This window comes from Nocardioides sp. zg-DK7169, from assembly GCF_013155365.1.
Classification (GTDB): Bacteria; Actinomycetota; Actinomycetes; order Propionibacteriales; family Nocardioidaceae; genus Nocardioides.
The window spans coordinates 211,865-235,554 of record NZ_JABJRA010000001.1; the positions used below are offsets into that span (position 1 = coordinate 211,865).

Annotated in this window: 22 protein-coding genes and 1 tRNA gene; 7 read left to right on the forward strand and 16 right to left on the reverse strand. The window is 72.7% G+C overall.

The features are described 5' to 3' along the window. Positions 1–92: 92 nt before the first annotated feature. Complete coding sequence (locus HOQ23_RS00960; RefSeq protein WP_172210988.1) at positions 93–713, reverse strand: response regulator; 621 nt, start codon at positions 711–713, stop codon at positions 93–95. A gap of 48 nt (positions 714–761) precedes the next feature. Here HOQ23_RS00960 and HOQ23_RS00965 point away from each other — a divergent pair. Next, positions 762–846: transfer RNA gene (locus HOQ23_RS00965), tRNA-Leu, on the forward strand. Between the two features lie 103 nt (positions 847–949). On the opposite strand, the gene pyk is transcribed toward HOQ23_RS00965, so the two are convergent. The 8 genes from pyk to trpC all read right to left on the reverse strand — a co-directional run bounded on the left by pyk (position 950) and on the right by trpC (position 13,260). Continuing rightward, positions 950–2,425 carry a pyruvate kinase gene (gene pyk / locus HOQ23_RS00970; RefSeq protein WP_172210990.1) on the reverse strand — a complete coding sequence of 492 codons (1,476 nt, stop codon included), beginning with the start codon at positions 2,423–2,425 and terminating at the stop codon, positions 950–952. A gap of 149 nt (positions 2,426–2,574) precedes the next feature. After that, a complete protein-coding gene (locus HOQ23_RS00975) occupies positions 2,575–4,041 on the reverse strand; it encodes a glutamate synthase subunit beta (RefSeq protein ID WP_172210993.1) in 1,467 nt (488 codons plus the stop codon). Then, positions 4,034–8,587, reverse strand: a complete 4,554-nt coding sequence (gltB, locus tag HOQ23_RS00980; protein WP_172210995.1) for a glutamate synthase large subunit — start codon at positions 8,585–8,587, stop codon at positions 4,034–4,036. The genes HOQ23_RS00975 and gltB overlap by 8 nt, the downstream gene beginning before the upstream one ends. 256 nt (positions 8,588–8,843) lie before the next feature. After that, positions 8,844–9,758 (reverse strand): prolipoprotein diacylglyceryl transferase, encoded by a 915-nt coding sequence (gene lgt, locus HOQ23_RS00985; RefSeq protein ID WP_367650316.1) that lies wholly within the window; start codon positions 9,756–9,758, stop codon positions 8,844–8,846. Next, positions 9,755–10,375, reverse strand: a complete 621-nt coding sequence (locus HOQ23_RS00990; RefSeq protein ID WP_367650317.1) for an SCO family protein — start codon at positions 10,373–10,375, stop codon at positions 9,755–9,757. The genes lgt and HOQ23_RS00990 overlap by 4 nt, the downstream gene beginning before the upstream one ends. After that, a complete protein-coding gene (trpA, locus tag HOQ23_RS00995; RefSeq protein ID WP_172210997.1) occupies positions 10,368–11,183 on the reverse strand; it encodes a tryptophan synthase subunit alpha in 816 nt (271 codons plus the stop codon). Before trpA ends, HOQ23_RS00990 begins: the two co-directional genes overlap by 8 nt. Continuing rightward, positions 11,180–12,448 (reverse strand): tryptophan synthase subunit beta, encoded by a 1,269-nt coding sequence (trpB, locus tag HOQ23_RS01000; RefSeq protein WP_367650318.1) that lies wholly within the window; start codon positions 12,446–12,448, stop codon positions 11,180–11,182. The genes trpA and trpB overlap by 4 nt, the downstream gene beginning before the upstream one ends. After that, on the reverse strand, positions 12,445–13,260 hold the full coding sequence (trpC, locus tag HOQ23_RS01005; protein ID WP_172210999.1) for an indole-3-glycerol phosphate synthase TrpC: 816 nt from the start codon (positions 13,258–13,260) through the stop codon (positions 12,445–12,447). The genes trpB and trpC overlap by 4 nt, the downstream gene beginning before the upstream one ends. A gap of 203 nt (positions 13,261–13,463) precedes the next feature. On the opposite strand from trpC, the gene HOQ23_RS01010 reads away from it, so the two are divergent. After that, positions 13,464–13,745 (forward strand): DUF4190 domain-containing protein, encoded by a 282-nt coding sequence (locus HOQ23_RS01010; protein WP_172211001.1) that lies wholly within the window; start codon positions 13,464–13,466, stop codon positions 13,743–13,745. 39 nt (positions 13,746–13,784) lie between these two features. Here HOQ23_RS01010 and HOQ23_RS01015 read toward each other — a convergent pair whose 3' ends face one another. The 6 genes from HOQ23_RS01015 to HOQ23_RS01040 form a co-directional block, all read right to left on the reverse strand. Further along, positions 13,785–14,225, reverse strand: a complete 441-nt coding sequence (locus tag HOQ23_RS01015) for a DUF2752 domain-containing protein (protein ID WP_216653437.1) — start codon at positions 14,223–14,225, stop codon at positions 13,785–13,787. 61 nt (positions 14,226–14,286) lie between these two features. Further along, entirely contained in the window at positions 14,287–14,481 is a 195-nt protein-coding gene (locus tag HOQ23_RS01020; protein ID WP_172211003.1) for an HGxxPAAW family protein, read from the reverse strand. A gap of 75 nt (positions 14,482–14,556) precedes the next feature. Further along, a complete protein-coding gene (locus HOQ23_RS01025; RefSeq protein ID WP_172211005.1) occupies positions 14,557–15,144 on the reverse strand; it encodes a Trp biosynthesis-associated membrane protein in 588 nt (195 codons plus the stop codon). Beyond that, the gene (gene hisI, locus HOQ23_RS01030; RefSeq protein WP_172211008.1) at positions 15,141–15,497 is read right to left on the reverse strand and encodes a phosphoribosyl-AMP cyclohydrolase; all 357 of its coding nucleotides are present in this window, start codon (positions 15,495–15,497) and stop codon (positions 15,141–15,143) included. Before hisI ends, HOQ23_RS01025 begins: the two co-directional genes overlap by 4 nt. A 7-nt stretch (positions 15,498–15,504) precedes the next feature. Further along, positions 15,505–17,313 carry an ABC transporter ATP-binding protein gene (locus HOQ23_RS01035; RefSeq protein ID WP_172211010.1) on the reverse strand — a complete coding sequence of 603 codons (1,809 nt, stop codon included), beginning with the start codon at positions 17,311–17,313 and terminating at the stop codon, positions 15,505–15,507. Then, the gene (locus HOQ23_RS01040) at positions 17,310–19,115 is read right to left on the reverse strand and encodes an ABC transporter ATP-binding protein (protein WP_172211012.1); all 1,806 of its coding nucleotides are present in this window, start codon (positions 19,113–19,115) and stop codon (positions 17,310–17,312) included. The genes HOQ23_RS01035 and HOQ23_RS01040 overlap by 4 nt, the downstream gene beginning before the upstream one ends. A gap of 218 nt (positions 19,116–19,333) precedes the next feature. On the opposite strand from HOQ23_RS01040, the gene HOQ23_RS01045 reads away from it, so the two are divergent. Further along, a complete protein-coding gene (locus HOQ23_RS01045; protein WP_172211014.1) occupies positions 19,334–19,657 on the forward strand; it encodes a putative quinol monooxygenase in 324 nt (107 codons plus the stop codon). 19 nt (positions 19,658–19,676) lie between these two features. Further along, a complete protein-coding gene (locus HOQ23_RS01050; RefSeq protein ID WP_172211016.1) occupies positions 19,677–21,032 on the forward strand; it encodes an FAD-linked oxidase C-terminal domain-containing protein in 1,356 nt (451 codons plus the stop codon). A gap of 9 nt (positions 21,033–21,041) precedes the next feature. Here the strand turns inward: HOQ23_RS01050 and HOQ23_RS01055 are convergent, their stop codons facing one another. Next, positions 21,042–21,194, reverse strand: coding sequence for a hypothetical protein (locus HOQ23_RS01055; protein WP_172211018.1), 153 nt, complete (start codon positions 21,192–21,194; stop codon positions 21,042–21,044). A gap of 113 nt (positions 21,195–21,307) precedes the next feature. Here HOQ23_RS01055 and HOQ23_RS01060 point away from each other — a divergent pair, with 113 nt between their 5' ends. The 3 genes from HOQ23_RS01060 to HOQ23_RS01070 all read left to right on the forward strand — a co-directional run bounded on the left by HOQ23_RS01060 (position 21,308) and on the right by HOQ23_RS01070 (position 23,516). Further along, on the forward strand, positions 21,308–22,060 hold the full coding sequence (locus HOQ23_RS01060) for a bifunctional 2-polyprenyl-6-hydroxyphenol methylase/3-demethylubiquinol 3-O-methyltransferase UbiG (protein ID WP_172211020.1): 753 nt from the start codon (positions 21,308–21,310) through the stop codon (positions 22,058–22,060). Positions 22,061–22,218: 158 nt separating this feature from the next. Continuing rightward, on the forward strand, positions 22,219–23,163 hold the full coding sequence (locus HOQ23_RS01065) for a DUF222 domain-containing protein (protein ID WP_172211022.1): 945 nt from the start codon (positions 22,219–22,221) through the stop codon (positions 23,161–23,163). Further along, positions 23,112–23,516, forward strand: coding sequence for an HNH endonuclease signature motif containing protein (locus tag HOQ23_RS01070; protein WP_172211024.1), 405 nt, complete (start codon positions 23,112–23,114; stop codon positions 23,514–23,516). Before HOQ23_RS01065 ends, HOQ23_RS01070 begins: the two co-directional genes overlap by 52 nt. The last annotated feature ends 174 nt before the right edge of the window (positions 23,517–23,690 follow it).

Below are 23,690 nucleotides of genomic sequence, written 5' to 3' on the forward strand. Positions count from 1 at the left end.
CGCACCCCACGAGCGGAAAGCCACGAGGAAGGTGCCGCGTCGTTGTCAATTCGTGATCTGGCGCACAGCACCGCCCTCGCCGGGCGTGCGGTTCAGCCCTGGGAGATGGCCGGACCGTGCTCGTTGACCCCGTCGGCCACCTGCCGCATCGAGAGCCGCAGGTCCATCGCGGTCTTCTGAATCCAGCGGAACGCGTCGGGCTCGGAGAGCTTCAGCTGGGCCTGGAGCACCCCCTTCGCGCGCTCGACCGCCTTGCGGGTCTCCAGGCGCTCGGAGAGGTCGGCGACCTGCGACTCCAGCATCGTGAGCTCGGCGAAGCGGCTCAGCGCCATCTCGATGGCGGGCACCAGGTCGCTCTGCGAGAACGGCTTGACCAGGTAGGCCATCGCCCCGGCGTCCCGCGCCCGCTCGACCAGCTCGCGCTGGGAGAACGCCGTGAGCATCACGACCGGCGCGATGCGCCGGCTGGCGATGTGCTCGGCGGCGGCGATGCCGTCGAGCACCGGCATCTTGACGTCGAGGATGACCAGGTCGGGGCGCAGCTCCTCGGCGAGCTCGATGGCGCGCTGGCCGTCGCCGGCCTGCCCGACGACGGTGTAGCCCTCCTCGCTGAGCATCTCGGCGAGGTCCATGCGGATGAGGACCTCGTCCTCGGCGATGACGACGGTGCGGGGGCGTGCCGCGGAGGACGGCGACGGGGCTGACTGGCTCACGGACCACAGGTTATCCGGCCCTCCGGATCCGGTAACGTGTGGGCGCTGGCCGGGTTGGTGGAATGGCAGACACGGCGCTCTCAAAAAGCGCTGCCCTCTGGGCGTGCGGGTTCGACTCCCGCACTCGGCACCACAGGCCCGAGAACGACAGGGGCGAGAACGACAGGAGGAGCCGCGCACACGCGCGGCTCCTCCTGTCGTTCGGGCGCCTGAGCCCTGATGACCTGCTGGTCGGCTCAGGCGATGCCGCTGGGCGGGTTGCGGTAGGCCCAGGCCGCGCCGTTGCGCGCGTCACCCATCCGGTGGATGCGCAGCGCGTTGGTCGAGCCGGGAACACCGGGCGGGGCGCCGGCGATGATCACCACGAGGTCGCCCTCCTCGACCCGACCCAGCTCGAGCAGGGTGCGGTCGATGAGCGGCGCCATCTCGTCGGTGTGGTTGACCGGGTGGGTCATGAAGGTCTCGACGCCCCAGGTCAGCGCCAGCTGCGAGCGCACCCGCGTCTCCGGGGTGAAGGCCAGCAGCGGGATGCCCGGGCGCATCCGCGACAGGCGGCGCGCCGAGTCGCCGGTCTGGGTGAACGCGACGAGGTACTTGGCCCCGACCCGCTCGGCGACCTCCACGGCCGCCTTCGCGATCACGCCGCCCTTGGTGTGCGGGTCCCAGTCGATGAGCCGGATGACACCGCTGGTGTCGTCGGCCATGGCGTACTGCTCGGTCGCGATGATGATGCGCGACATCGTCTCGACGGTGTGCACGGGGTACTCCCCCACGCTGGTCTCGCCGGAGAGCATCACGGCGTCGGCGCCGTCGAGCACCGCGTTGGCGACGTCGGAGGCCTCCGCACGGGTGGGCGCGGGGTTGCCGATCATCGAGTCGAGCATCTGGGTGGCGACGATGACGGGCTTGGCGTTGAGGCGCGCCTTCTCGACCACCTGCTTCTGCAGGAACGGCACGTCCTCGAGCGGGCACTCCACGCCGAGGTCGCCGCGCGCGACCATGAAGCCGTCGAAGGCGGTCATGATCTCGTCGAGGTTCTCGATGGCCTGGGGCTTCTCGATCTTCGCGATCACCGGGACCCGGATGTCCATCTCGTCCATGACCGCGCGGACGTCGTCGGCGTCCTTGGCGTCGCGCACGAAGCTCAGCGCGATGAAGTCGACGCCGAGCTCGAGGGCGAAGCGGAGGTCCTCGAGGTCCTTCTCCGACACGGCCGGCACGGAGACGGCGACGCCGGGCAGGTTGATGCCCTTGTGGTTGCTCACCCGCCCGCCGACCAGCACCTCGGTGTGCACGTCGGTGTCCTCGACCGCGACCACGCGCAGGCGGACCCGCCCGTCGTCGATCAGGATGGGGTCGCCGGGGGCGACGTCGCCGGGCAGGCCCTTGTACGTCGTCCCGCAGATCTCGGCGTCCCCGGGCACGTCACGCGTGGTGATCGTCCAGGACTGGCCGCGACGCAGGTCGACGGGGCCGTCGGCGAAGGTCTCCAGGCGGATCTTGGGGCCCTGGAGGTCGGCGAAGATGCCGACCCCGTGGCCGCTGGCGTCCGCCGCCTCGCGGACCATCCGGTAGGACTCCGCATGGTCGGCGTGGCTGCCGTGGCTCATGTTCAACCGCGCGACATCCATCCCCGCGTAGACCAGCTCACGGATCCGACGGGCCGACGCGGTCGCAGGACCGAGGGTGCAGACGATCTTGGCTCTACGCACACGCCGAGCCTACCGCCCGGGCGCACGGGGCGGCATTCGGCGTGGACCGGTTCCGACGGACGAGCGGGCACGCCGGGGAACGCCGGAGGCCGGGCCCCTGCCGCAGCAGGGACCCGGCCTCCACAGGTGGCCGCGCGGACGCGCGGTCCTCAGACGACCAGCGGACGCTCGGTCGGCTTGATGGGCGCCGGCAGCGTGGTGGAGCCGGTGAGGAAGGTGTCCACCGCCGCGGCCGCGGCGCGGCCCTCGGCGATCGCCCAGACGATGAGCGACTGGCCACGACCCGCGTCGCCGGCCACGAACACGCCGGGCACCGAGGACATGTAGGACAGGTCGCGCACGACGTTGCCGCGCTCGTCGAGGTCGACGCCGAGCTGCTCGACCAGGCCGGGCTTCTCCGGACCGAGGAAGCCCATCGCGAACAGCACCAGCTGGGCCGGGATCTCGCGCTCGGTGCCCTCGATCTCGACCAGCTTGCCGGCCTCGAAGCGGACCTCGACCAGGCGCAGCGCCCGGACGTTGCCGTCCTCGTCGCCGAGGAACTCCTGGGTCGAGACGGAGTAGACCCGCTCGCCACCCTCCTCGTGCGCGGAGGACACCCGGAAGAGCATCGGGTAGGTCGGCCACGGCTGGCCCGCGGGACGCTCCTCGGTCGGCTGGGGCATGATCTCCAGCTGGGTGACCGAGCGGGCGCCCTGGCGGATCGAGGTGCCGAGGCAGTCCGCTCCGGTGTCGCCGCCGCCGATGATCACGACGTCCTTGCCGGTCGCCATGATCTGGCCCTCGACGCTCTCGCCGACGGCCGTGCGGTTGGCCTGGGGCAGGAACTCCATCGCCTGGTGGATGCCGCCGAGCTCGCGCCCGGGGATCGCCAGGTCGCGCGGGACGGTCGCGCCGATGGCGAGCACGACGGCGTCGTAGCGCTGCCGCAGCTGCTCGCCGGTCAGCGTGCCGCCGACGTCGACGCCCGCCCGGAAGACGGTGCCCTCGCGGCGCATCTGATCGATGCGGCGGTCGAGGTACTGCTTCTCCATCTTGAACTCGGGGATGCCGTAGCGCATCAGCCCGCCGACCTTGTCCGCGCGCTCGTAGACCGCGACGGTGTGCCCGGCCCGGGTGAGCTGCTGCGCCGCCGCCAGGCCCGCGGGCCCGGAGCCGATGACCGCCACGGTGCGGCCCGAGAGCCACTCCGGCGGCTGCGGGCGCACGTAGCCGGCGTCCCACGCCTTGTCGGCGATGGTGACCTCGACGTTCTTGATCGTCACCGCCGGCTGGTTGATCCCGAGCACGCACGCGGTCTCGCAGGGCGCCGGGCACAGCCGGCCGGTGAACTCCGGGAAGTTGTTGGTCGCGTGCAGCCGCTCGCTCGCGCCCTCCCAGTCGTCACGCCAGACCAGGTCGTTCCACTCGGGGATGATGTTCCCCAGCGGGCAGCCGTTGTGGCAGAACGGGATGCCGCAGTCCATGCAGCGGCCCGCCTGCTCGGTGATGATCGGAAGCAGGGCCCGCCCGGCGCTTCCCGGGTAGACCTCCTTCCAGTCCTGCACCCGCTCCTCGACGGGGCGGCGCGAGGCCACCTCGCGGGAGGTCTTCAGGAATCCCTTCGGGTCAGCCATGGAGGGCCTCCATCATCGCGTTCGCGGTCTCGTTCTCGTCGAGGCCGGCGGCCTCGGCCTTCGCCTTGGCCTCCAAGACGATGCGGTAGTCGCGCGGCATGACCTCGGTGAACCGGGTCAGGGCCGCGTCCCAGTCGGCGAGCAGCGCCTCGGCGACCGCGGAACCGGTCTCCTCGGCGTGGCGGCGCACGAGCTCCTCGAGCTCGAGGGCCGCTGCCCCGGTGACCGGGCCGAGCTCGACGAGCTCGCCGTTCACCCGGCGCTCGTCGAGGTCGAGCACCCAGGCGACACCGCCGGACATGCCGGCCGCGACGTTGCGCCCGGTCGGACCGAGGACGACCACGCGGCCACCGGTCATGTACTCGCAGGCGTGGTCGCCGACGCCCTCGGTGACCAGGCGGGCACCGGAGTTGCGCACGGCGAACCGCTCGCCGGCGCCGCCGCGGACGAAGACCTCGCCCGAGGTCGCGCCGTAGGCCAGCGTGTTGCCCGCGATGATCTGCTCCTCGGCGCGGAACGACGCGGAGCGGTCCGGACGGATCACGATCCGCCCGCCGGAGAGGCCCTTGCCGACGTAGTCGTTGGCGTCGCCCTCCAGGCGCAGCGTGATCCCCGGCGGCACGAACGCGCCGAAGGACTGACCGGCCGAGCCGAGGAAGGTGAGGTCGATCGTGCCGTCGGGCAGGCCCTCGCCGCGGTAGCGCTTGGTGACCTCGTGGCCCAGGATCGTGCCGACCGTGCGGTTGACGTTGCGGATCTGCACCTGGGCGCGGACCGGCTCGCCTCGCTCGAGCGCCGGCTGGGCCAGCGGGAGCAGCTCGATGACGTCGAGGGACTTCTCCAGCCCGTGGTCCTGGGTGGTGGTGTTGCGCAGCGCCGCGCCCTCGGGGAGCTCGGGCAGGTGCAGCACCGGGGTCAGGTCCAGGCCCTGCGCCTTCCAGTGGCTCACGGCCTGCTCGACGTCCAGCGCACCGACGCGGCCCACGGCCTCGTCGAGCGTGCGGAACCCGAGCTCGGCGAGGAGCTCGCGGACCTCCTCGGCGATGTACTCGAAGAAGTTCACGACGTACTCGGCCTTGCCGGAGTAGCGCTCGCGCAGGACCGGGTTCTGCGTCGCGACGCCCACCGGGCAGGTGTCGAGGTGGCAGACCCGCATCATCACGCAGCCGGAGACCACCAGCGGAGCGGTCGCGAAGCCGAACTCCTCGGCGCCCAGCAGGGCGGCGATGACGACGTCACGGCCGGTCTTGAGCTGGCCGTCGGCCTGCACCACGATCCGGTCGCGGAGCCCGTTGAGCAGCAGCGTCTGCTGGGTCTCGGCCAGGCCGAGCTCCCAGGGACCGCCCGCGTGCTTCAGCGAGGTCAGCGGCGAGGCGCCGGTGCCGCCGTCGTGCCCGGAGATGAGCACCACGTCGGCGTGCGCCTTGGAGACGCCCGTCGCGACCGTGCCGACACCGACCTCGGAGACCAGCTTCACGTGGACGCGGGCCTGCGGGTTGGCGTTCTTGAGGTCGTGGATCAGCTGCGCCAGGTCCTCGATCGAGTAGATGTCGTGGTGCGGCGGCGGGCTGATCAGGCCCACACCCGGCGTGGAGTGCCGGGTCTTGGCCACCCACGGGTAGACCTTGTGGCCGGGCAGCTGGCCGCCCTCGCCGGGCTTCGCGCCCTGCGCCATCTTGATCTGGATGTCGTCGGCGTTGGTGAGGTACTCCGAGGTGACGCCGAAGCGACCCGACGCGACCTGCTTGATCGCGCTGCGGCGCTCGGGGTCGTAGAGACGCTCGGGGTCCTCGCCGCCCTCACCGGTGTTGGACTTCGCGCCCAGCCGGTTCATCGCGATCGCGAGGGTCTCGTGCGCCTCCTGGGAGATGGAGCCGTAGGACATCGCACCGGTGGAGAAGCGCTTCACGATCTCCGAGACCGGCTCGACCTCTTCGATCGGGATCGACTGGCGCCCGGTCTCGGCGGCGTCCTTGAACCGGAACAGGCCGCGCAGCGTCATCAGCCGCTCGGACTGCTCGTCGACGCGGCGGGTGTACTGCTTGAACACGTCGTAGCGTCCGGCGCGCGTGGCGTGCTGGAGGCGGAAGACGGTCTCCGGGTCGAACAGGTGCGGCTCGCCCTCGCGGCGCCACTGGTACTCGCCGCCGATCGCCAGCTCGCGGTGCGCCGGCGCGATGCCGTTCTTCGGGTACGCCGCGGCGTGGCGACGCGCCACCTCCTCGGCGATCGTGTCCAGCTCGATGCCGCCGAGCTTGGAGACGGTGCCGGTGAAGTACTTGTCGACGACCGACTGCGACAGGCCGACGGCCTCGAAGATCTGCGCACCGGTGTAGGAGGCGACCGTGGAGACGCCCATCTTCGACATCACCTTGGTGACGCCCTTGCCGAGCGCCTTGACCAGGTTCTTGACCGCGACCTCGGGGTCGGCCTTGACGTAGTGGCCGTCGCGGGCGAGGTCCTCGACCGTCTCCATGGCCAGGTACGGGTTGACCGCCGCGGCGCCGTAGCCCACGAGCAGGGCCACGTGGTGCACCTCGCGCACATCGCCGGCCTCGATGAGCAGGCCGACCTGGGTGCGGGTCTTCTCGCGGACCAGGTGGTGGTGGACCGCGCCGGTGAGCAGCAGCGACGGGATCGGCGCCTTCTCGGCGGTCGAGTGCCGGTCGGAGAGCACGATGATCCGAGCACCGTCGGCGATCGCCGCGGACACCTCGGCGCAGATCTCCTCGATCCGCGCGGCCATCGCCGCACCGCCGCCCTCCACGTCGTACAGGCCGCGGGAGACGTGGGTGATGAAGCCCGGCATGTCCCCGTCGCGGTTGACGTGGCGGATCTTGGCCAGGTCGTCGTTGGAGATGACCGGGAACGGCAGCACGACCTGGCGGCACGACGCGGGCGTCGGCTCCAGCAGGTTGGACTCCGGGCCGATGGTGCCGTTCAGCGAGGTGACGAGCTCCTCGCGGATGGCGTCCAGCGGCGGGTTCGTGACCTGGGCGAAGAGCTGGCTGAAGTAGTCGAACAGCAGCCGCGGCTTCTCGCTGAGCGCCGCGATGGGCGTGTCGGTGCCCATCGAGCCGATCGGCTCGGCGCCGGTGTTGGCCATCGGCGTGAGCAGGATCCGCAGCTCCTCCTCGGTGTAGCCGAAGACCTGCTGGCGACGGGTGACCGAGGCGTGGGTGTGCACGATGTGCTCACGCTCGGGGATGTCGTCGAGGTGGATCAGCCCGGCGTGCAGCCACTCGTCGTAGGGGTGCTCGGCGGCGAGGGCGGACTTGATCTCCTCGTCCTCGACGATCCGGTGCTCCTCGGTGTCGACGAGGAACATCTTGCCCGGCTGGAGGCGGCCCTTGCGCACCACCTTGGCGGGGTCGATGTCCAGGACGCCGACCTCGGAGGCCAGCACGACGAGGCCGTCGTCGGTGACCCAGTAGCGCGAGGGGCGCAGGCCGTTGCGGTCCAGCACGGCGCCGATCTGGGTGCCGTCGGTGAACACGACGCAGGCGGGGCCGTCCCACGGCTCCATCATCGTGGAGTGGAACTCATAGAACGCCCGGCGGCGGGCGTCCATCTCGGTGTGGTTCTCCCACGCCTCGGGGATCATCATCAGCACCGAGTGCGGCAGCGAGCGGCCACCGAGGTGGAGCAGCTCGAGCACCTCGTCGAAGGACGCGGAGTCCGAGGCGCCGGGCGTGCAGATCGGGTAGAGCCGCTCGAGGTCGCCCGGGATCAGGTCGGAGGCGAGCAGCGCCTCGCGGGCCCGCATCCAGTTGCGGTTGCCCATGACGGTGTTGATCTCACCGTTGTGGGCGATGAACCGGAACGGGTGCGACAGCGGCCAGCTCGGGAAGGTGTTGGTCGAGAAGCGCGAGTGGACCACGGCGACGGCCGAGGCCATCCGCTCGTCGCGCAGGTCCGGGAAGACCTCGTCGAGCTGGACCGGGGTCAGCATGCCCTTGTAGACCAGGGTGCGCGAGGACAGCGACGGGAAGTAGACGTCCGTCTCGCGCTCGGCACGCTTGCGCAGGCAGAACGCCAGGCGCTCCAGGCCCAGGCCGCTCAGGCGCGCGCCACGGGCGGCGACGAAGAGCTGGGAGAACGTCGGCATGACCGCGCGGGCGGTGGAGCCGAGCGAGCTCGGGTCGACCGGCACCTCGCGCCAGCCGAGGACCTCGAGGCCCTCCTCCTCCGCGATCGCCTCGACGAGGGTGCGCGTCTTGGCGACGTGCTCCTCCTCGCCGGGCAGGAACGCGGTGCCCACGGCGTACTGGCCGGCGGCGGGCAGCTCGATGCCGAGGTCGCCGGTCACGGCGCGCAGGAACGCGTCCGGGACCTGGATCAGGATGCCCGCGCCGTCGCCGGAGTTCGGCTCGGCACCGGCAGCGCCGCGGTGGTCGAGGTTGAGCAGTGCGGTGACGCCCTGCTGAACGATCTTGTGGCTCGCCTCCCCGGTCAGGGTCGCCACGAATGCCACACCACAGGCGTCGTGCTCGTTGGTGGGGTCGTACAGCCCTTGGGGCGGCGGGAACGCGTGCTGATAGGGCACGGGATCCTCCCGTCGTCGTCGGTGCCTGCATGACGACCGGCGGGGCCGGGAGCGCGCACGACAGGCAGATCGGCAGAAGCATGAAGAGCTTGGGACAGCACTGGCCCACGCGCGAAGGAAAAGATTACCAGCAAGTCACGGGCAGGAGTCGACCGTGTTCAGTGGCTCCCGTCACGAGCGGTCCGGACCGGCGCGTGGCCGGGCCCGGACCGCTCGTGGCGGACGAGGTCCTCGGCGCCCCGGAGGGGCGACGGACTCAGGCGGAGGGGGCGTCGTCGACCGGGGCCGGCTCACGGGTGCGGACCTGCTCCTCGCGGCCGGGGTGGCGGCGCGCGCTGACGACGAAGTAGACCGCGGCGGCGAGGAACAGCACGATCGAGGTCCACACGTTGAAGCGCAGGCCGAGGACGTCGTCGAGCTCGACGGAGTCGATGCGCAGCATCTCGATCCAGCCCCGCCCGGCGGTGTAGGCCATCACGTAGAGGGCCAGGACCCGGCCGTGGCCCAGGCGCAGGCGCCGGTCCAGCCAGATCACCAGGGCGAACGCGGCGAGGTTCCACAGGCTCTCGTAGAGGAACGTCGGGTGGAACGTCGTGCCCGGCGGGTAGCCGGCGTTGACGGCGGTGGTGTCGCTGACCGAGAGCGCCCAGGGCAGGTCGGTGGGCTTGCCGAAGAGCTCCTGGTTGAACCAGTTGCCCCAGCGTCCGATCGCCTGCGCCACCAGGACGCCGGGGGCGAGCGCGTCGAGCAGCGGGACGAGCCGGATGCCCATCACCCGGGCCCCGATCGCGAGGCCGAGGACGCCGCCGGCGATCCCGCCCCAGACGCCGAGCCCGCCCTGCCACACGTAGAGCGCGGACCAGGGGTTCTCCCCCTCGCCGAAGTACAGGCTGTGGTCGGTGGCCACGTGGTAGAGCCGGGCACCGACCAGGCCGAAGGGCACCGCCCAGATCGCGAGGTCCTGGACCTCGCCGGGGCGTCCGCCCCGGGCGACCCAGCGGCGCTCACCGATCCAGATCGCGGCGACGATGCCGAGGATGATCGCGATCGCGTAGCCCCGGATCGGCACCGGTCCGAGGTGCCACACCCCGTTGTCGGGGCTCGGGATCGCCCACAGGGTCGGCGCGTGCGCGGTCACGGTCGGGGCGAGGCCCGCCAGGTGCTCGATCACTGGTCTCCCACAAGCAGCTCGATGTCGTGGGCGTAGTCCGCCGACGAGGTGTCCTGACCCCAGTACATCGGGGCCTGGCCGTCCTGGTCCACCGCGATCACCTGGGCGCCGTGACTGCCCAGGTCGTAGCCGCCGGACGCGAGCTCCTCGGCGCCGGCGACGAAGACCCCGACGGACTCGGCGAGCGCGCCGATGTCCTCGAGCTCCCCGGTGACGCCGACGAAGTCCTCGTCGAAGCGGTCGAGGTAGCGGCGCAGCGTCTCGGCGTCGTCGCGCGAGGGGTCGGTGGTCACGAAGACCACCTGGACCTGCTCGCGGTCCTCCTCGTCGAGGCGGGTGAGCGCCGAGGTGATCGTGGACATCACCGCGGGGCAGACGTCCGGGCAGCGGGTGTAGCCGAAGAAGACCAGCGTGAGCGGGTCCTCGGTGTCCTGGGCGAGGCTGAACGGGCGGCCGTCGGTGTCGGTCAGCGTGGTGGCCGCGACGTCGAACGGCGGCTCCACCGCGGTGCCGGTGGGCTCCCCGGCCGGGGCGGCCTCGCTGCCGCAGGAGGTGAGCACGAGGAGTGCCGCGGCGACCGCGGCTGCGGCACCTCGGAGGGTCCTGGTCCTACGCACCCCGGCGCACTCCCTCCGCCAGCTCCTCGACGAGCGCGCCCAGGGCCCGCAGGCCGGCCGCCCGGTCGTCGGGGTGGTCGAGCAGGGCGCGCACGAACGCCGAGCCCACGATGACGCCGTCGGCGTAGGAGGCGACCTCGGCGGCCTGGTCGCCGGTGCTGACGCCGAGGCCCACGCCGACCGGCAGGCCGGTGCCCTGGGCCTCGATCGCCGCCTTGGTGCGGGCGACCAGCGGCCCGGCGAGGTCGCTGGTGGTGCTGCGGGCGCCGGTCACGCCCATCACGGCGGTGGCGTAGACGAAGCCGCGGCAGGCGGCGGTCGTCATCGCGACCCGGTCCTCGGTGGAGGACGGCGCGACCAGGAAGACCTTGTCGAGGTCGTGGGCGTCGGCGGCGGCGATCCACTCCGGCGCGAAGTCCGGCGTGAGGTCGGGGGTGATCAGGCCCGCTCCCCCGGCGGAGGACAGGTCGGCGGCGAACCGCTCGACGCCGTACGCCTCGACCGGGTTCCAGTAGGTCATCACCAGCGTGGGGGTGCCGGTCGCGGCGACCGCCTCGACGGTGCGCAGCACGTCGGCGGTGCGGCAGCCGTTCTCCAGCGCCTGCAGCGCGGCGGCCTGGATCGTGGGGCCGTCCATCACCGGGTCGGTGTAGGGCAGGCCGATCTCGATGACGTCGCAGCCGGAGTCGACCATCACCTTGATCGCGTCGATGCCGCCGGGGACGTCGGGGAACCCGGCGGGCAGGTAGCCGACCAGCGCGGCGCGGCCCTCGCCGCGGGCCTTGTCGAAGGTGGGGCGGGTGCTCACTTGGCCGGTTCCTCCGTGACCTCGTCGGGGTTGCCGAGTCCGAACCACTCGACGACGGTCCCCATGTCCTTGTCGCCGCGACCGCTGAGGTTGATCAGCACCGTCGCGTCGGGGCCCTTCTCCGTGGCCAGCTCCGCGGCCACCTTCAGCCCGCCGGCGATCGCGTGCGAGGACTCGATCGCCGGGATGATGCCCTCGGTGCGGCTGAGCAGGTGCAGCGCGTCCATCGCCTCGGTGTCGGTCACCGGCCGGTACGTCGCCCGCCCGGTCGCCGACAGGTGCGCGTGCTGCGGGCCCACGCCGGGGTAGTCCAGGCCGGCGGAGATCGAGTGGGACTCCACCGTCTGGCCGTCGGCGTCCTGGAGCACGAAGGTGCGCGCGCCGTGCAGGACGCCGCGGGCACCGGAGTGCAGCGTGGCGGCGTGGCGCGGGGTGTCCACGCCGTCGCCGGCCGCCTCGAAGCCGTAGATCGCGACCTCGGGGTCGTCGAGGAAGGCCGCGAACAGGCCGATGGCGTTGGAGCCGCCGCCCACGCACGCCGCGATCGCGTCCGGCAGCACGCCGTACCGCTCGAGGCACTGGGCGCGGGCCTCGTCGCCGATGCCGCGGGTGAAGTCGCGGACCATGCTCGGGAACGGGTGCGGTCCGGCCGCGGTGCCGAAGAGGTAGGCGGTGTGGTCGACGCTGCTGACCCAGTCGCGCAGCGCCTCGTTGATGGCGTCCTTGAGGGTCGCGGAGCCGGCCTCCACCGGGACGACCTTGGCGCCGAGCAGGTGCATGCGGGCGACGTTGAGCGCCTGGCGGCGGGTGTCGACGGCGCCCATGTAGACGGTGCAGTCCAGCCCGAAGTACGCCGCGGCCGTCGCGCTGGCGACGCCGTGCTGGCCGGCGCCGGTCTCGGCGATGACCCGGGTCTTGCCCATCCGCTTGGTCAGCAGCGCCTGGCCGAGGACGTTGCGGATCTTGTGGGCGCCGGTGTGGTTGAGGTCCTCGCGCTTGAGCAGGATCCGGCAGCCGACCTTCTCCGAGAGCCGCTCGGCGTGGTACAGCGGGCTGGGCAGGCCGCCGTACTCGCGCAGGATGGTGTCGAACTCCGCCACGAAGGTCGGGTCGGCCATCGACTCCTGCCACGCCACGGTGAGCTCGTCGAGGGCGGCGATCAGCGCCTCGGGCATGAACCGCCCGCCCCAGCCGGTCTCCGGGCCGCCGAACCAGCCGCGCGCGTCGGCGTCGAAGGACGTGGTGTGCTCGGGGTGGGTGGTCACCGGTTGCCTCCCGGGGCAGTGATGTGGTCGCCGGCCCGCAGGCCGGTCATGGCGGCGACGGCCGCGCGCGGGTCGCCGTCCTTGACGAGTGCCTCGCCCACGAGGACGGCGCGAGCGCCGGCGTCGACGAACTGCTGCACGTCGGAGACGCCGAAGACGCCGGACTCGGCGACCTTGACCCGGTCGTCCGGGATCAGGGGCGCGAGCCGGGCGAAGGTGTCGTTGTCGACCTCGAGGGTCTTGAGGTTGCGGTTGTTGACGCCGACGAGCTCGGCGCCCAGGGCGACCGCGCGCTCGGTCTCGGCCTCGTCGTGGACCTCGATGAGCGGGGTCAGCCCGAGCTCACGGGCCTCGTCGTGGAGCCGGCGCAGGGTGTCGTCGTCGAGCGCGCCGACGATCAGCAGCGCGAGGTCGGCGCCGGCCGCGCGGGCCTCCACGAGCTGGTAGCTGGTGACGATGAAGTCCTTGCGCAGCACCGGGACGTCCACGGCGGCGCGCACCGCCTCCAGGTCGGCCAGGCTGCCGGAGAAGCGGCGCTGCTCGGTGAGCACGCTGATCGCGGCGGCCCCGCCGGCGGCGTACTCGCGGGCCAGCGAGGCGGGGTCGGCGATCTCGGCGAGGTGGCCCTTGCTGGGGCTGCTGCGCTTGACCTCCGCGATCACCGAGCTCTCGGCGGCGCGCAGGCGGGGCATCGGGTCCAGAGGCGCGTCCACGTCGGCCAGTGCGGCCCGGACGTCGGCGAGCGGGCGGAGCGCCTCGCGCGCGGCGAGGTCCTCGCGCACGCCGGCGATGATCTGCTCGAGCACCGTCATGGCGCCTCCAACACGGTCTGGGGTCAGCACCACGCGATCCTCTCACCCGACGGCGAGCGAGGTTTGATCGGCCCGAGAGGCGGTACGTTCACCGGAGTCGGCCGGGAGCGTCCCGGCCAGCACCGAGGAGAACGATCGCTGTGAGCTATTCCGAGCCCCCGCCCCCGTCGTACGGCGCGCCGCAGCCGCCCTACGGGGATGCGATGCCTCCGAAGAACTCCGGCATGGCCGTCGCCGGCCTGGTGCTGGGCATCATCGGCGTCGTGCCTTGCTTCTGGGGCTGCTTCATCTTCTCGATCCTCGGCATCGTCTTCGGCCAGCTGGGCAAGAAGGAGATCCGCGAGTCCCACGGCGCCAAGAAGGGCGAGGGCCTCGCGAAGTGGGGCGTCATCCTCGGCATCGCCGGGATCGTCCTCAGCGTCGTGTACTGGATCCTGATCGGCACCGGCGTCATCGACATCAGCTACACCAACGAGTTCAGCTGATCCTCGCCGAGACCGCCGGGACCCACGGGTCCCGGCGCGTCAGGGAGCCAGCCAGGCGCCGGCCGGCAGGTTCCGCACCACGGTGAAGACCACCAGCAGTGCCGACGCGACGTAGCCGGCGACGCGCAGCCGCGGCCCGGGCAGGCCCATCGGAGGGCTGCCGCGCCAGCGGCGCAGCGTCCACACGCCGAGCCCGGCGAGCAGGAACGGCAGTGCGACCACGAAGGCCAGGTTGCTCGAGGCGGCCGCGGCCACGTCGAGGCGGGTCAGGTCGTTGACCGCGCGCAGGCCGCCACACCCGGGGCAGGCGAAGCCCAGGGCAGCCGACGGGCAGAAGCCCCAGCTGCCGGAGGCGTGCGGGTCGCGCAGGTGCAGGGCGACGGTGGTCGCGCCCAGGGCTGCGATCGTGAGCAGCGGGGCCCGCATCCGGGCGGCGCGCGAGGCGGCCACGCCCGGTCCAGCCGGTCCGACGACGCTCACGCGACCTCCCGGTCGTTCGGTGGCCCTCCGACCGGCCGGTGGCCGGCCGGGGGCCCTTCGCTCAGTCCTCGTGCAGACCCATCTTGTCCATGACGAGGAAGACCACCAGGCCCAGGAACGTCACCACGAGGCCGATCCAGAAGACCGGCATCTTGACGGGGTCGAAGAGCAGTCCGACGCAGCCGATCAGGATTCCGGCCATGGCGACGGTGACGCCCGTCCAGGCTGCGGGGGTGTTGCCGTGGCTGGCGGACATGCATGCTCCTCGTGCTCGTGCTCGCGCTCGGTGGTCTCGGTGGTGCGGGCTCAGTGTATTGACCCGCTCCGGGCCTCACGCGGTCGGGTCGCGCCCCTCGTCCATCGCCTTCCACAGGTCGATGCTGCTCTGCTCCTCCACCGGCTTCTCGGCCTCGGTGACCGGCCCTCCGGTGGGGGCGTCGTAGCGCCTGCCCATCTCCGGCCAGGCGCGTACGACGCGCAGGCCGGCGACGCCCGCGGCCAGCGTGAGCAGGGCGCCGGCCAGCGCCGCGGCCCACCACCAGCTGTGGGAGACCGAGCCGCCCAGGCCGACGGCGTCCAGCGCCTCGCGCAGCGGCTCGGCGGTCTGGCTCCACCCGACGGCGACCGTCACCACGGTGCCCGCCGCGGCGAGCACGGAGAGCGCGAGGACGGCACGGCGTACGACTCCCCGGGTGACCAGCACCACGCCCCAGCAGGCGAGCACGACGAGCGACAGGGACGCCGCGAGCGGCGACTCCCCCGCGCTGTCGGACATCGGGGTGAACGCGGCCCCGGTGGAGCCCGCGTCGATGCGGGCCCACTGCTTGGTGCTCGCGAACGCCGCGAGCCCGGCGCCGGCCAGTCCGAGGAGGACGACGGGGCCGAAGGTGCGGCGGGCGCGGGGACGGGGCGAGGTCACGGCGTCCCCAGCAGCAGGTCGGCGTCGAAGCAGGTGGCATCGCCGGTGTGGCAGGCGGCGCCGACCTGGTCGACCTGGAGGAGCAGGGTGTCGCCGTCGCAGTCCAGGCGCACCTCCTTGACGTGCTGCACGTGCCCGGAGGTGTCGCCCTTGACCCAGTACTCCTGGCGCGAGCGCGACCAGTACGTCGCGCGTCCGGTGCTCAGCGTGCGGGCAAGCGCCTCGTCGTCCATCCAGCCGAGCATGAGCACCGCGCCGGTGTCGTACTGCTGGACGACTGCGGGGACCAGCCCGTCGGCGGAGCGCTTGAGACGGGCGGCGACGGCGGGGTCGAGGGGCATGTCCCCCATCATCCCACCGTCACCCCACACCGTGCTGGGCCACCCAGGAGGCGTGCAGTCCGGCGTACACCGAGCCGGGCTCGGCGGCCAGGACGGCGTGCGGCCCGCGCTGCACCACCTGACCGCGGTCGACCACGATCACCTCGTCGGCGCTCTCCGCGGTCGAGAGGCGGTGGGCGATCGTGACGGAGGTGCGCCCCGACATCAGCCGCTCCAGGGCGCGCCCGATGCGCATCTCCAGGGCGGGATCGACGGCGCTGGTCGCCTCGTCGAGGACCAGCAGGTCGGGGTCGGCCAGGTGGGCGCGCAGCAGTGCCACGAGCTGGCGCTCGCCGGCGGAGATCGACTCCCCGCGCTGGCCGACCCGCGTCTCGAGGCCCTGCGGCAGCGCGTCGAGCCAGTCGGCGAGGCCGAGCTCGGCCGCGCTGGCCCGGATCTGCTCCTCGGTGGCGTCCAGGCGCCCGTAGCGCACGTTGGCGGCGAGGGTGTCGTCGAAGAGGAACCCCTCCTGGGGCACCAGCACCACGCTGCGCCGCAGCGAGGAGGCCGCGATCGTGCGCACGTCGACGCCGTCGAGCAGCACCGCGCCCTCGGTGGGGTCCATCAGGCGGGTGAGCAGCTTGGCGAAGGTGGACTTGCCCGAGCCGGTCTCCCCCACGATCGCGACGCGGGTGCCGGCGGCGATCGACAGGTCGATGTCGCGCAGCACCGGCGGGCCGCCGGGGTAGGCGAAGGTGACGTGCTCGAAGCGCACGTCGATCGGGCCGGACGGCAGCGTGTGGCCCTCGGGGCCCGGGTCGACGAGGTCGGCGGGGGTGTCCAGGATGCCGACGACGCGGCGCCAGCCGGCGATGGCGTTCTGGGCGTCGGTGATGATCTGGGTGCCGGTCTGCACGGGTCCGACGAACAGCGTGACCAGGAACGCGAAGGCCAGCACCTCCCCCGCGGTGATCTCCCCGGCGAAGCCGAGCAGGATGCCGATCACCAGCACGCCGGCGTTGGCGAGGCCGGCGGAGATGCCGCCCAGGGAGAACGAGAACGCGGTGATGCCCTGGGCGCGGGTGCTCGCCGCCTGGTGCGCGGCGATCGCGTCGTCGATGCGGCGCTGGGTGCGCCCCTCCACGGCGTACGAGCGCACGACGGCGGCGCCGACGACCGGCTCGGCGATCGCGGAGAGGGTGATGCCGACCTGGCGGCGCACGGTGCCGTAGGCGTCGGAGAGCTTGCGCTGGAAGTAGCGCAGGCTGAGGAAGAGCGGGGCGAAGCAGATCCACACCACGAGTGCGAGCTGCCAGCTGTAGAAGAGCATCACGACGGTGGCGAGCACCACCTGGCCGACGCTCACCACCAGCAGCAGGCCGCCGTAGGTGAGGAACTGGCTGACCTGGTCGACGTCGCTGGTCACCCGGGAGACCAGGGCGCCGCGGCGCTCGGTGTTCTGGGTGAGCATCGGCAGGTCGTGGACGTGGCGGAAGGCACGGGTACGCAGCACGGCCAGGCCGCGCTCGGAGGTGCGGAACAGGCGCGCGGTCATGGCGTACGACGCCACGCTGGTCACCACCAGCGCGAGCGCGGCGACGAGCGCCATCACCACGACGAACGAGGTGTCCGGGCCGTCGGGGCCGTTGAGGCCGCGGTCGATGGTCTGCTGGACCGCGATCGGCACGACGACCTGGCCGACGGAGGCGACCACGGCCAGCACGAGCGTGCCGCGGATCCCCTCGAGCAGCTGCGGGGAGTAGGCGATGCCGCGGCGCACGGTCTCGAACGCGCCGATGTCCTCGCCGGTGCTCATCGTGGTGCCGCTGGTGCGGCGGGTGTCGCTCATGACCGCTCCCCTGCGGGCTGGGCCTCGGGGTCGGCCTCGTAGGCGTTGACCAGCTCGGCGTAGGCGGCGCTGCGGGACAGCAGCTCGGCGTGGGTGCCGCGGTCGACGATGCGACCGTCGGCCAGGTGGACGACCTCGTCGGCCAGGGCGATGGTGGCCTTGCGGTAGGCCACGACCAGCAGGCTCGCGCCGGCGCTGTCGCGGCGCAGCGCAGCCAGGATGCGCGCCTCGACCTCCGGGTCGACGGCCGAGGTGGCGTCGTCGAGCACCAGCAGCCGGGGGCGGCGCACGAGGGCGCGGGCCAGGGAGATCCGCTGGCGCTGGCCGCCGGACAGCGACGCGCCGCGCTCGCCGAGCGGGGTGTCGAGGCCCTGCGGGAGCGCCGCGACGAAGCCGTCGGCCTGCGCGGCGCGCAGCGCGGCCCACACCTCCTCGTCGGAGACGTCGAGGCCGAGGGTCACGTTGTCGCGCACCGTGTCGTCGAAGAGGAACGCGGTCTGCGGCACCACCGCGACCGAGCGGGCGAGCTCGCCGCGGTCCAGGTCGCGCACGTCGGTGCCGTCCAGCAGGACCCGGCCTGAGTCGGGGTCGACGAGCCGGGCGACCAGCGTCGTCAGGGTGCTCTTGCCGGACGCCGTCGCGCCGACCAGGGCGACCGTGCGCCCCGGCTCCACGGACAGCGTCACCTCGCGCAGCAGCGGCTGGTGGGGGTCGTAGGCGAACCCGACGCCCTCGAGCTCGAGGCGGGCGCCCGCGCCCGCGGGGAGCCGCTGCTCGCCGTACTCCATGCTCCCGGTGGCGGCGAGCACCGAGCTGACCCGGTCGTAGCCGACGACGCTGCGGGGGAACTCCCCGAGGAGCCAGCCGATCGAGCGGATCGGGAAGGAGACGATGGTGAGCAGGTAGGCCACGGTGACCACCGCGCCGGCGTCGCTCGCACCGCTCACGACGCGCGAGACGCCGAGGGCGAGCACGACGAGGACGCCGAGGTTGGGCAGCGCCGCCAGCGTCGGGTCGAACGCCGCGCGGATCCGGCCGGCACGCGTGTTGACCTCGCGCAGCTCCTCGGCGACCGCCGCGAACCGGGCGGTCTCCTCGCTCTCCCGACCCAGCGTCTTGACCACGAGCGCGCCGTCGAAGGACTCGTGGGCGATCTCGCTCAGCTCCGCGCGCAGCTGCTGGGCACGCGTCATCAGCGGGGAGGCGAGGCGCTGGTAGACGAGGTTGGCGAGCACGACGGCCGGGAACACCAGCAGGCCGACCACGGCGAGCACCAGGTCGGCGAGGAGCATCTGGGCGACCGCGATCACCATCATCGCCAGGGTGCCGACGGCCATCGGCAGCGGCGCGATCGGCGCCCACGCGGCCTCGACGTCGGAGTTGGCGTTGGAGAGCAGCTGGCCGGTCGGGTGGCGCTGGTGCCACTCCATCGGCAGCGCGAGGTACTGGCGGGTCACGGCGCGGCGGGTGTGGGCCTGCATGCGGTACTGCATGATGCCGGCGCCCAGGCGCCGCGCGACGATGCCGACCGCGCGCAGCAGGGCCACGCCGAGGAACAGCGCGACGACGGCCACCAGCATCCCGGGGCCGATCTCGCCGGTCTCGAAGGCGGGCAGGACGGCGTGGTCCGTGGCCCAGCCGAGCACCCAGGCGTCGGCCACCGTGAGCGCGCCGAACAGCACGCTGCCCAGGGTGGAGAGCGTGAAGACCACGGGCTCGCGGCGGATCGCCACCCCGAGGACCCGGAAACCCGCCCAGGTCGTGCCGCTCGTGTCGCGTCGCGTGCCGTGCTCCTCGCTCACCCTGCTCCTGTCCGTGCCGTCGGCTGCCGCGCTGGCCGCCTCGGGGCCCAACCGGGCCTCTCGCCACCGTATTCCGGCGTACCGACGACGCGGTCGCCAGGGAGGCCGCAGCGCCGCCCGGGAGGTGGCCGCGGTCGCCGGGCGCGACGGGCTGTGGCCGAGCCCGGCGGGGGCTGGCTAAGGTCGGATCCCCCCGTCCCACCTGCCGAGGAGCAGCCTTGATCTTCATCACCGCGAAGTTCCGCATCAAGCCCGAGCACGCCGAGAACTGGCCCGAGATCTCCCGCTCCTTCACCGAGGCCACCCGCGCCGAGGACGGGTGCCTGTGGTTCGACTGGTCGCGCAGCCTCGACGACCCGAACGAGTACGTCCTGACCGAGGCGTTCACCGACGGCGACGCCGGCGGCGTGCACGTGTCCTCGGAGCACTTCAAGGCGGCGCAGCGCGAGCTGCCGCCGTACCTCGTCGAGACGCCGCGGATCGTCAGCACCGAGGTCCCCGGCACCGGCTGGTCCGAGCTCGGCGAGCTCGCGGTCAAATGACCTCGCAGGGGTGCGCGCGGTGACGTCGTCCGGCTCGCCGTTCGCCTCCCTGGGGCCCGACCTGTACGTCGAGGACCCCGACGTCGTCGCCGCGCACGCCGGCGACGCGTCGGGGTCCGGCGGCGCGCCGTCGGGCCTGCTGCGCCCCCGGACCACCGCCGACGTCGCCGCGGCCCTCGCCCTGGCCCACGAGCACCGGGTCCCCGTCGTACCGCGGGGTGCCGGGAGCGGGCTCAGCGGCGGCGCCCAGGCCCCGGCCGGGAGCGTGGTGCTCAGCACCGCCCGGATGGACCGGGTGCTCGACCTGGACCCCGTCGAGCGGCTGGCGGTCGTCCAGCCCGGTGTGGTGACTGCGGACCTGCGTGCCGCGGCGCGCGCCGCCGGGCTCTTCTACCCGCCGGACCCGGGCAGCGTGGCCTTCTCCACGATCGGCGGCAACGTCGCCACCAACGCCGGTGGCATGTGCTGCCTGAAGTACGGCGTGACCGGCGACTTCGTGCTCGGCCTGGAGGTCGTGCTGGCCGACGGCACGGTCGCCCGGCCCGGCCGGCGTACCGCCAAGGGCGTCGCCGGCTACGACCTCACCCGCCTGCTGGTGGGCTCGGAGGGCACGCTCGGGGTGATCACCGAGATCACCGTCCGCCTGCTCCCCGCGCCCGCTCCCGCCCGGACGGTCGTGGCGGCCTTCGCCTCCCTGGAGGCCGCCGGCGCGGCGGTGCACGCGCTCCTCGCCGCCCCGCTGTCGATGCTGGAGGTGATGGACCGCACGACGCTGCGCGCCGTGGACTCACTGACCGGCATGGGGCTCGGGGACCCGGCCGCGATGCTGCTGCTCCAGGCCGACGACGCGGACGCCGCGGCGACGGTCGCCGCCGCGGGACGCACCTGCACCGAGCACGGCGCCACCGACGTGGCGGTCGCCGAGGACGACGCGGAGTCCGACGCCCTGCTCGAGGCCCGCCGTCAGGCGCTCCCCGCGCTCGAGCGGCTCGGCAGCTGGCTGCTCGACGACGTCTGTGTGCCGCGCTCGCGGATCGTCGAGCTGATCCGGCGCATCGAGGAGATCGCGGCGCGCGAGGGCATCACGATCGGCGTCTTCGGCCACGCCGGCGACGGCAACATGCACCCCACCCTCGTCCACGACGGCTCGCCCGACGGGCTCGCCGCGTGCCACCGCGCGTTCGAGGCGATCACCGCCGCCGCGCTGGACCTGGGCGGCACGATCACCGGCGAGCACGGCGTCGGGCGGCTCAAGCGCGACTGGCTGCGCCGCGAGCTGGACCCGGGCACGCAGGCCATGTCGCGCGCGGTCAAGGGCGCGCTCGACCCGCGCGGGATCCTCAACCCCGGCTGTGTGCTCGGGGTCGAGGGCTAGAGGCCCGGCTCAGACCGGGGCCGGCTCGGTGTCGGGTCCGGGCGCCGGCGGCACGCCCGGGTCCTCGCCGGGCTGCGGCGCGGGCATCGGGGAGGGCACCACGTCGGGCTCCGGGTCGGACGGCACGACATCGGGCTCGGGTGCAGGAGGCGTCGTCGTCATCATCCGTCCCCGGTACCCGGCGACAGCGGGGTCATGGGTGGGGGTGGTCTGCTGAGGAGGTTGCCGGGCCGGCGCGGGTCGGCCGACGCTGTCCGTGGGAAGGAGGCGACCGCATGAGCGAGCAGTTCTACTCGGACGCGAGGTTGTACGACCGATTGTTTCCCGGGGGCAAGCAATCCCTCGACTTCTACGGCGCCGAGGCTGACCGGCACGGCGGGCGTGTCCTGGAGCTTGGGTGCGGGACCGGACACAAGCTGATCCCGATCGCCTCCGCCGGTCATCCGTGCACGGGCCTGGATCTCTCGCCGCAGATGCTCACGGAGGCTCGACGAAAGGCGATCGCGCGCGGAGTGGCGGTGGAGTGGCTGCAGGGCGACATGCGCGACTTCGACCTGGGTCGGACGTTCGACCTCGTGTTCATCGCCGCCAACTCCCTGCTCCATCTTCAAGGGGCTGACGACCTCGTGGGGTGCCTCCGGTCGGTGCGACGCCACCTGGCGCCGGGGGCGCGGCTCGTCTTCGACGTCTTCAACCCGAGCGTGCTCATGCTCGCCCGGGCCGACGGCGTGCGACGCAGACGCGACGAGCTGTCGTTCGTGGATCCGGATCGCGGCGTCGTGCACGTCGATGTCGAGGAGACCTACGACGCCGCCGCGCAGGTCACTGCCGGAACGTGGTACTTCTCGACCGATGCAGAGGCCGACTTCGTCGTCGCGCCGCTCGTGATGAGGAGCATCTTCCCCCAGGAGCTGCCGCTGCTGCTCACGCTCGGCGGTCTCCGAGTCGTCGAACGTTTCGGCGACTGGTCCCGCGCCCCGTTCACCGCAGATGCCGAGCTCCAGCTCTACGTCTGCACAGCGGACTGAGCCGGGCGCCGCCCGGCCGTCTGGGCCAGCCGCGAAGCCGCGCATGGCGCTGAAGGTGCTGGGACGGCGCCGGCGGCGGCCCCGGCGATCCGGAAGGTCTTCACCTTCAGATTCCGCCGGACCCTTGTCTTCGAACGTGTGTTCGAGTAAGATGAGGCATGGCCTCCTCGGAGCTCCCCGACTGCGACACCCCAGCCGCCGTGCTGGCGTTCGCGCAGGAGCAGCGGGCTGCGGTGCAGCGAGGCGAGGTGATGCTCTTGGAGGCCGCCCTGGTGTGGGCGTCGATGCACCCGGAGGAGACGGTCTCCGACCCGGTCCCGAGCAGCGGACTGGTGTTCGGTGAGCTCGCCGTCCCGCTCGCCGGTGAAGGAACGCCGCTGGTGGCCGAGTTCGCTCTCCTGGAGTTCGGCGCCGCGCTCGGGATGTCCTCTGACTCCGCGCGGGCCTTGGTCGGCGACGCCCTCGAGCTGGCGCACCGCCTGAAGCGCACCTGGAAGCTGGTCCGTGCCGGTGTGGTCCCGGTCTGGAAGGGCCGCCGACTCGCGCAGCTGACCACCACGCTCCCCCTCGACGGAGCCGAGTTCGTCGACCGCCAACTGGCCGGCGTCGTCGGGAAGGTCGGCTGGGCTGCGATCGAGCGGCTCGTCGAGCACGCCCGCGTGACGTTCGACCCCGAGGCAGCGGAGAAGCGCCGCCGCGAAGCCGCCGACCGGCGTTGCTTCGACGTCCACACGAGTGAGGCCACCCACGACGGCACCGTTCGGGTGGAGGGCGAGCTGGACCTGGCCGACGCGCTCGACCTCGACACCGCGATCCGCCAGGGCGCCGAGGAGCTCGCGGCACTCGGCTCGACCGAGTCGCTCGACGTACGCCGCTCCATGGCCGCCGGGGAGCTCGCGCGCCGGCAGCTCGCGTTCGACCTCCGTGCCGAGGCAGGTGACGGCGCAGCCGCTGTAGCGAGGCCACGCCAGATCGTCATCCACGTCCACCTCTCCGACGCAGCCCTCGGCGGCGAGCCCGGCATCGCAAGGGTCGAGGAGACCCGTCGATCGTGTCGACCGAGCAGGTCCGCGACTGGTGCAACGGCGACGCCCAGGTCGTGATCAAGCCCGTCATCGACCTCGACGCCCACCACCACACCGAGGCGTACGTCGTGCCGGACCGGCTGGTCGAGCAGACCCGACTGACCCACCCGGCGTGCGCCTTCCCGTGGTGCGAACGCCCAGCGAGGCGCTGCGACACCGACCACGTCGTCGCCCATGGCGCAGGCGGCCCGACGTGCTCGTGCAACCTGACGCCGCTGTGCCGGCGACATCACCGGGCCAAGACCCACACGGCCTGGACCTACGACAAGACCGACGCGGCCAGCTACCTCTGGCGCTCACCCCACGGCCTCCACCTCGTCAAGGACCGCGGCAGCACCCGACTCCTCACCGCGCACCCGCCCGACGCGTAGGAGCGCTCCGCCCGTCCACAGCCGGTCACAGCCCCCGCCAGCACCCCGCTGGCGGGGCAGACCGCTGCCCGAGCGGCGCCTGGTCGCACGGCGGACGCGGGGGCAGTCAGTCCTCGAGCCGGCGGGCGCCGAGATCGGCACGGGCGAAGGCCCTGAGGGACGCGCGGATCTCCT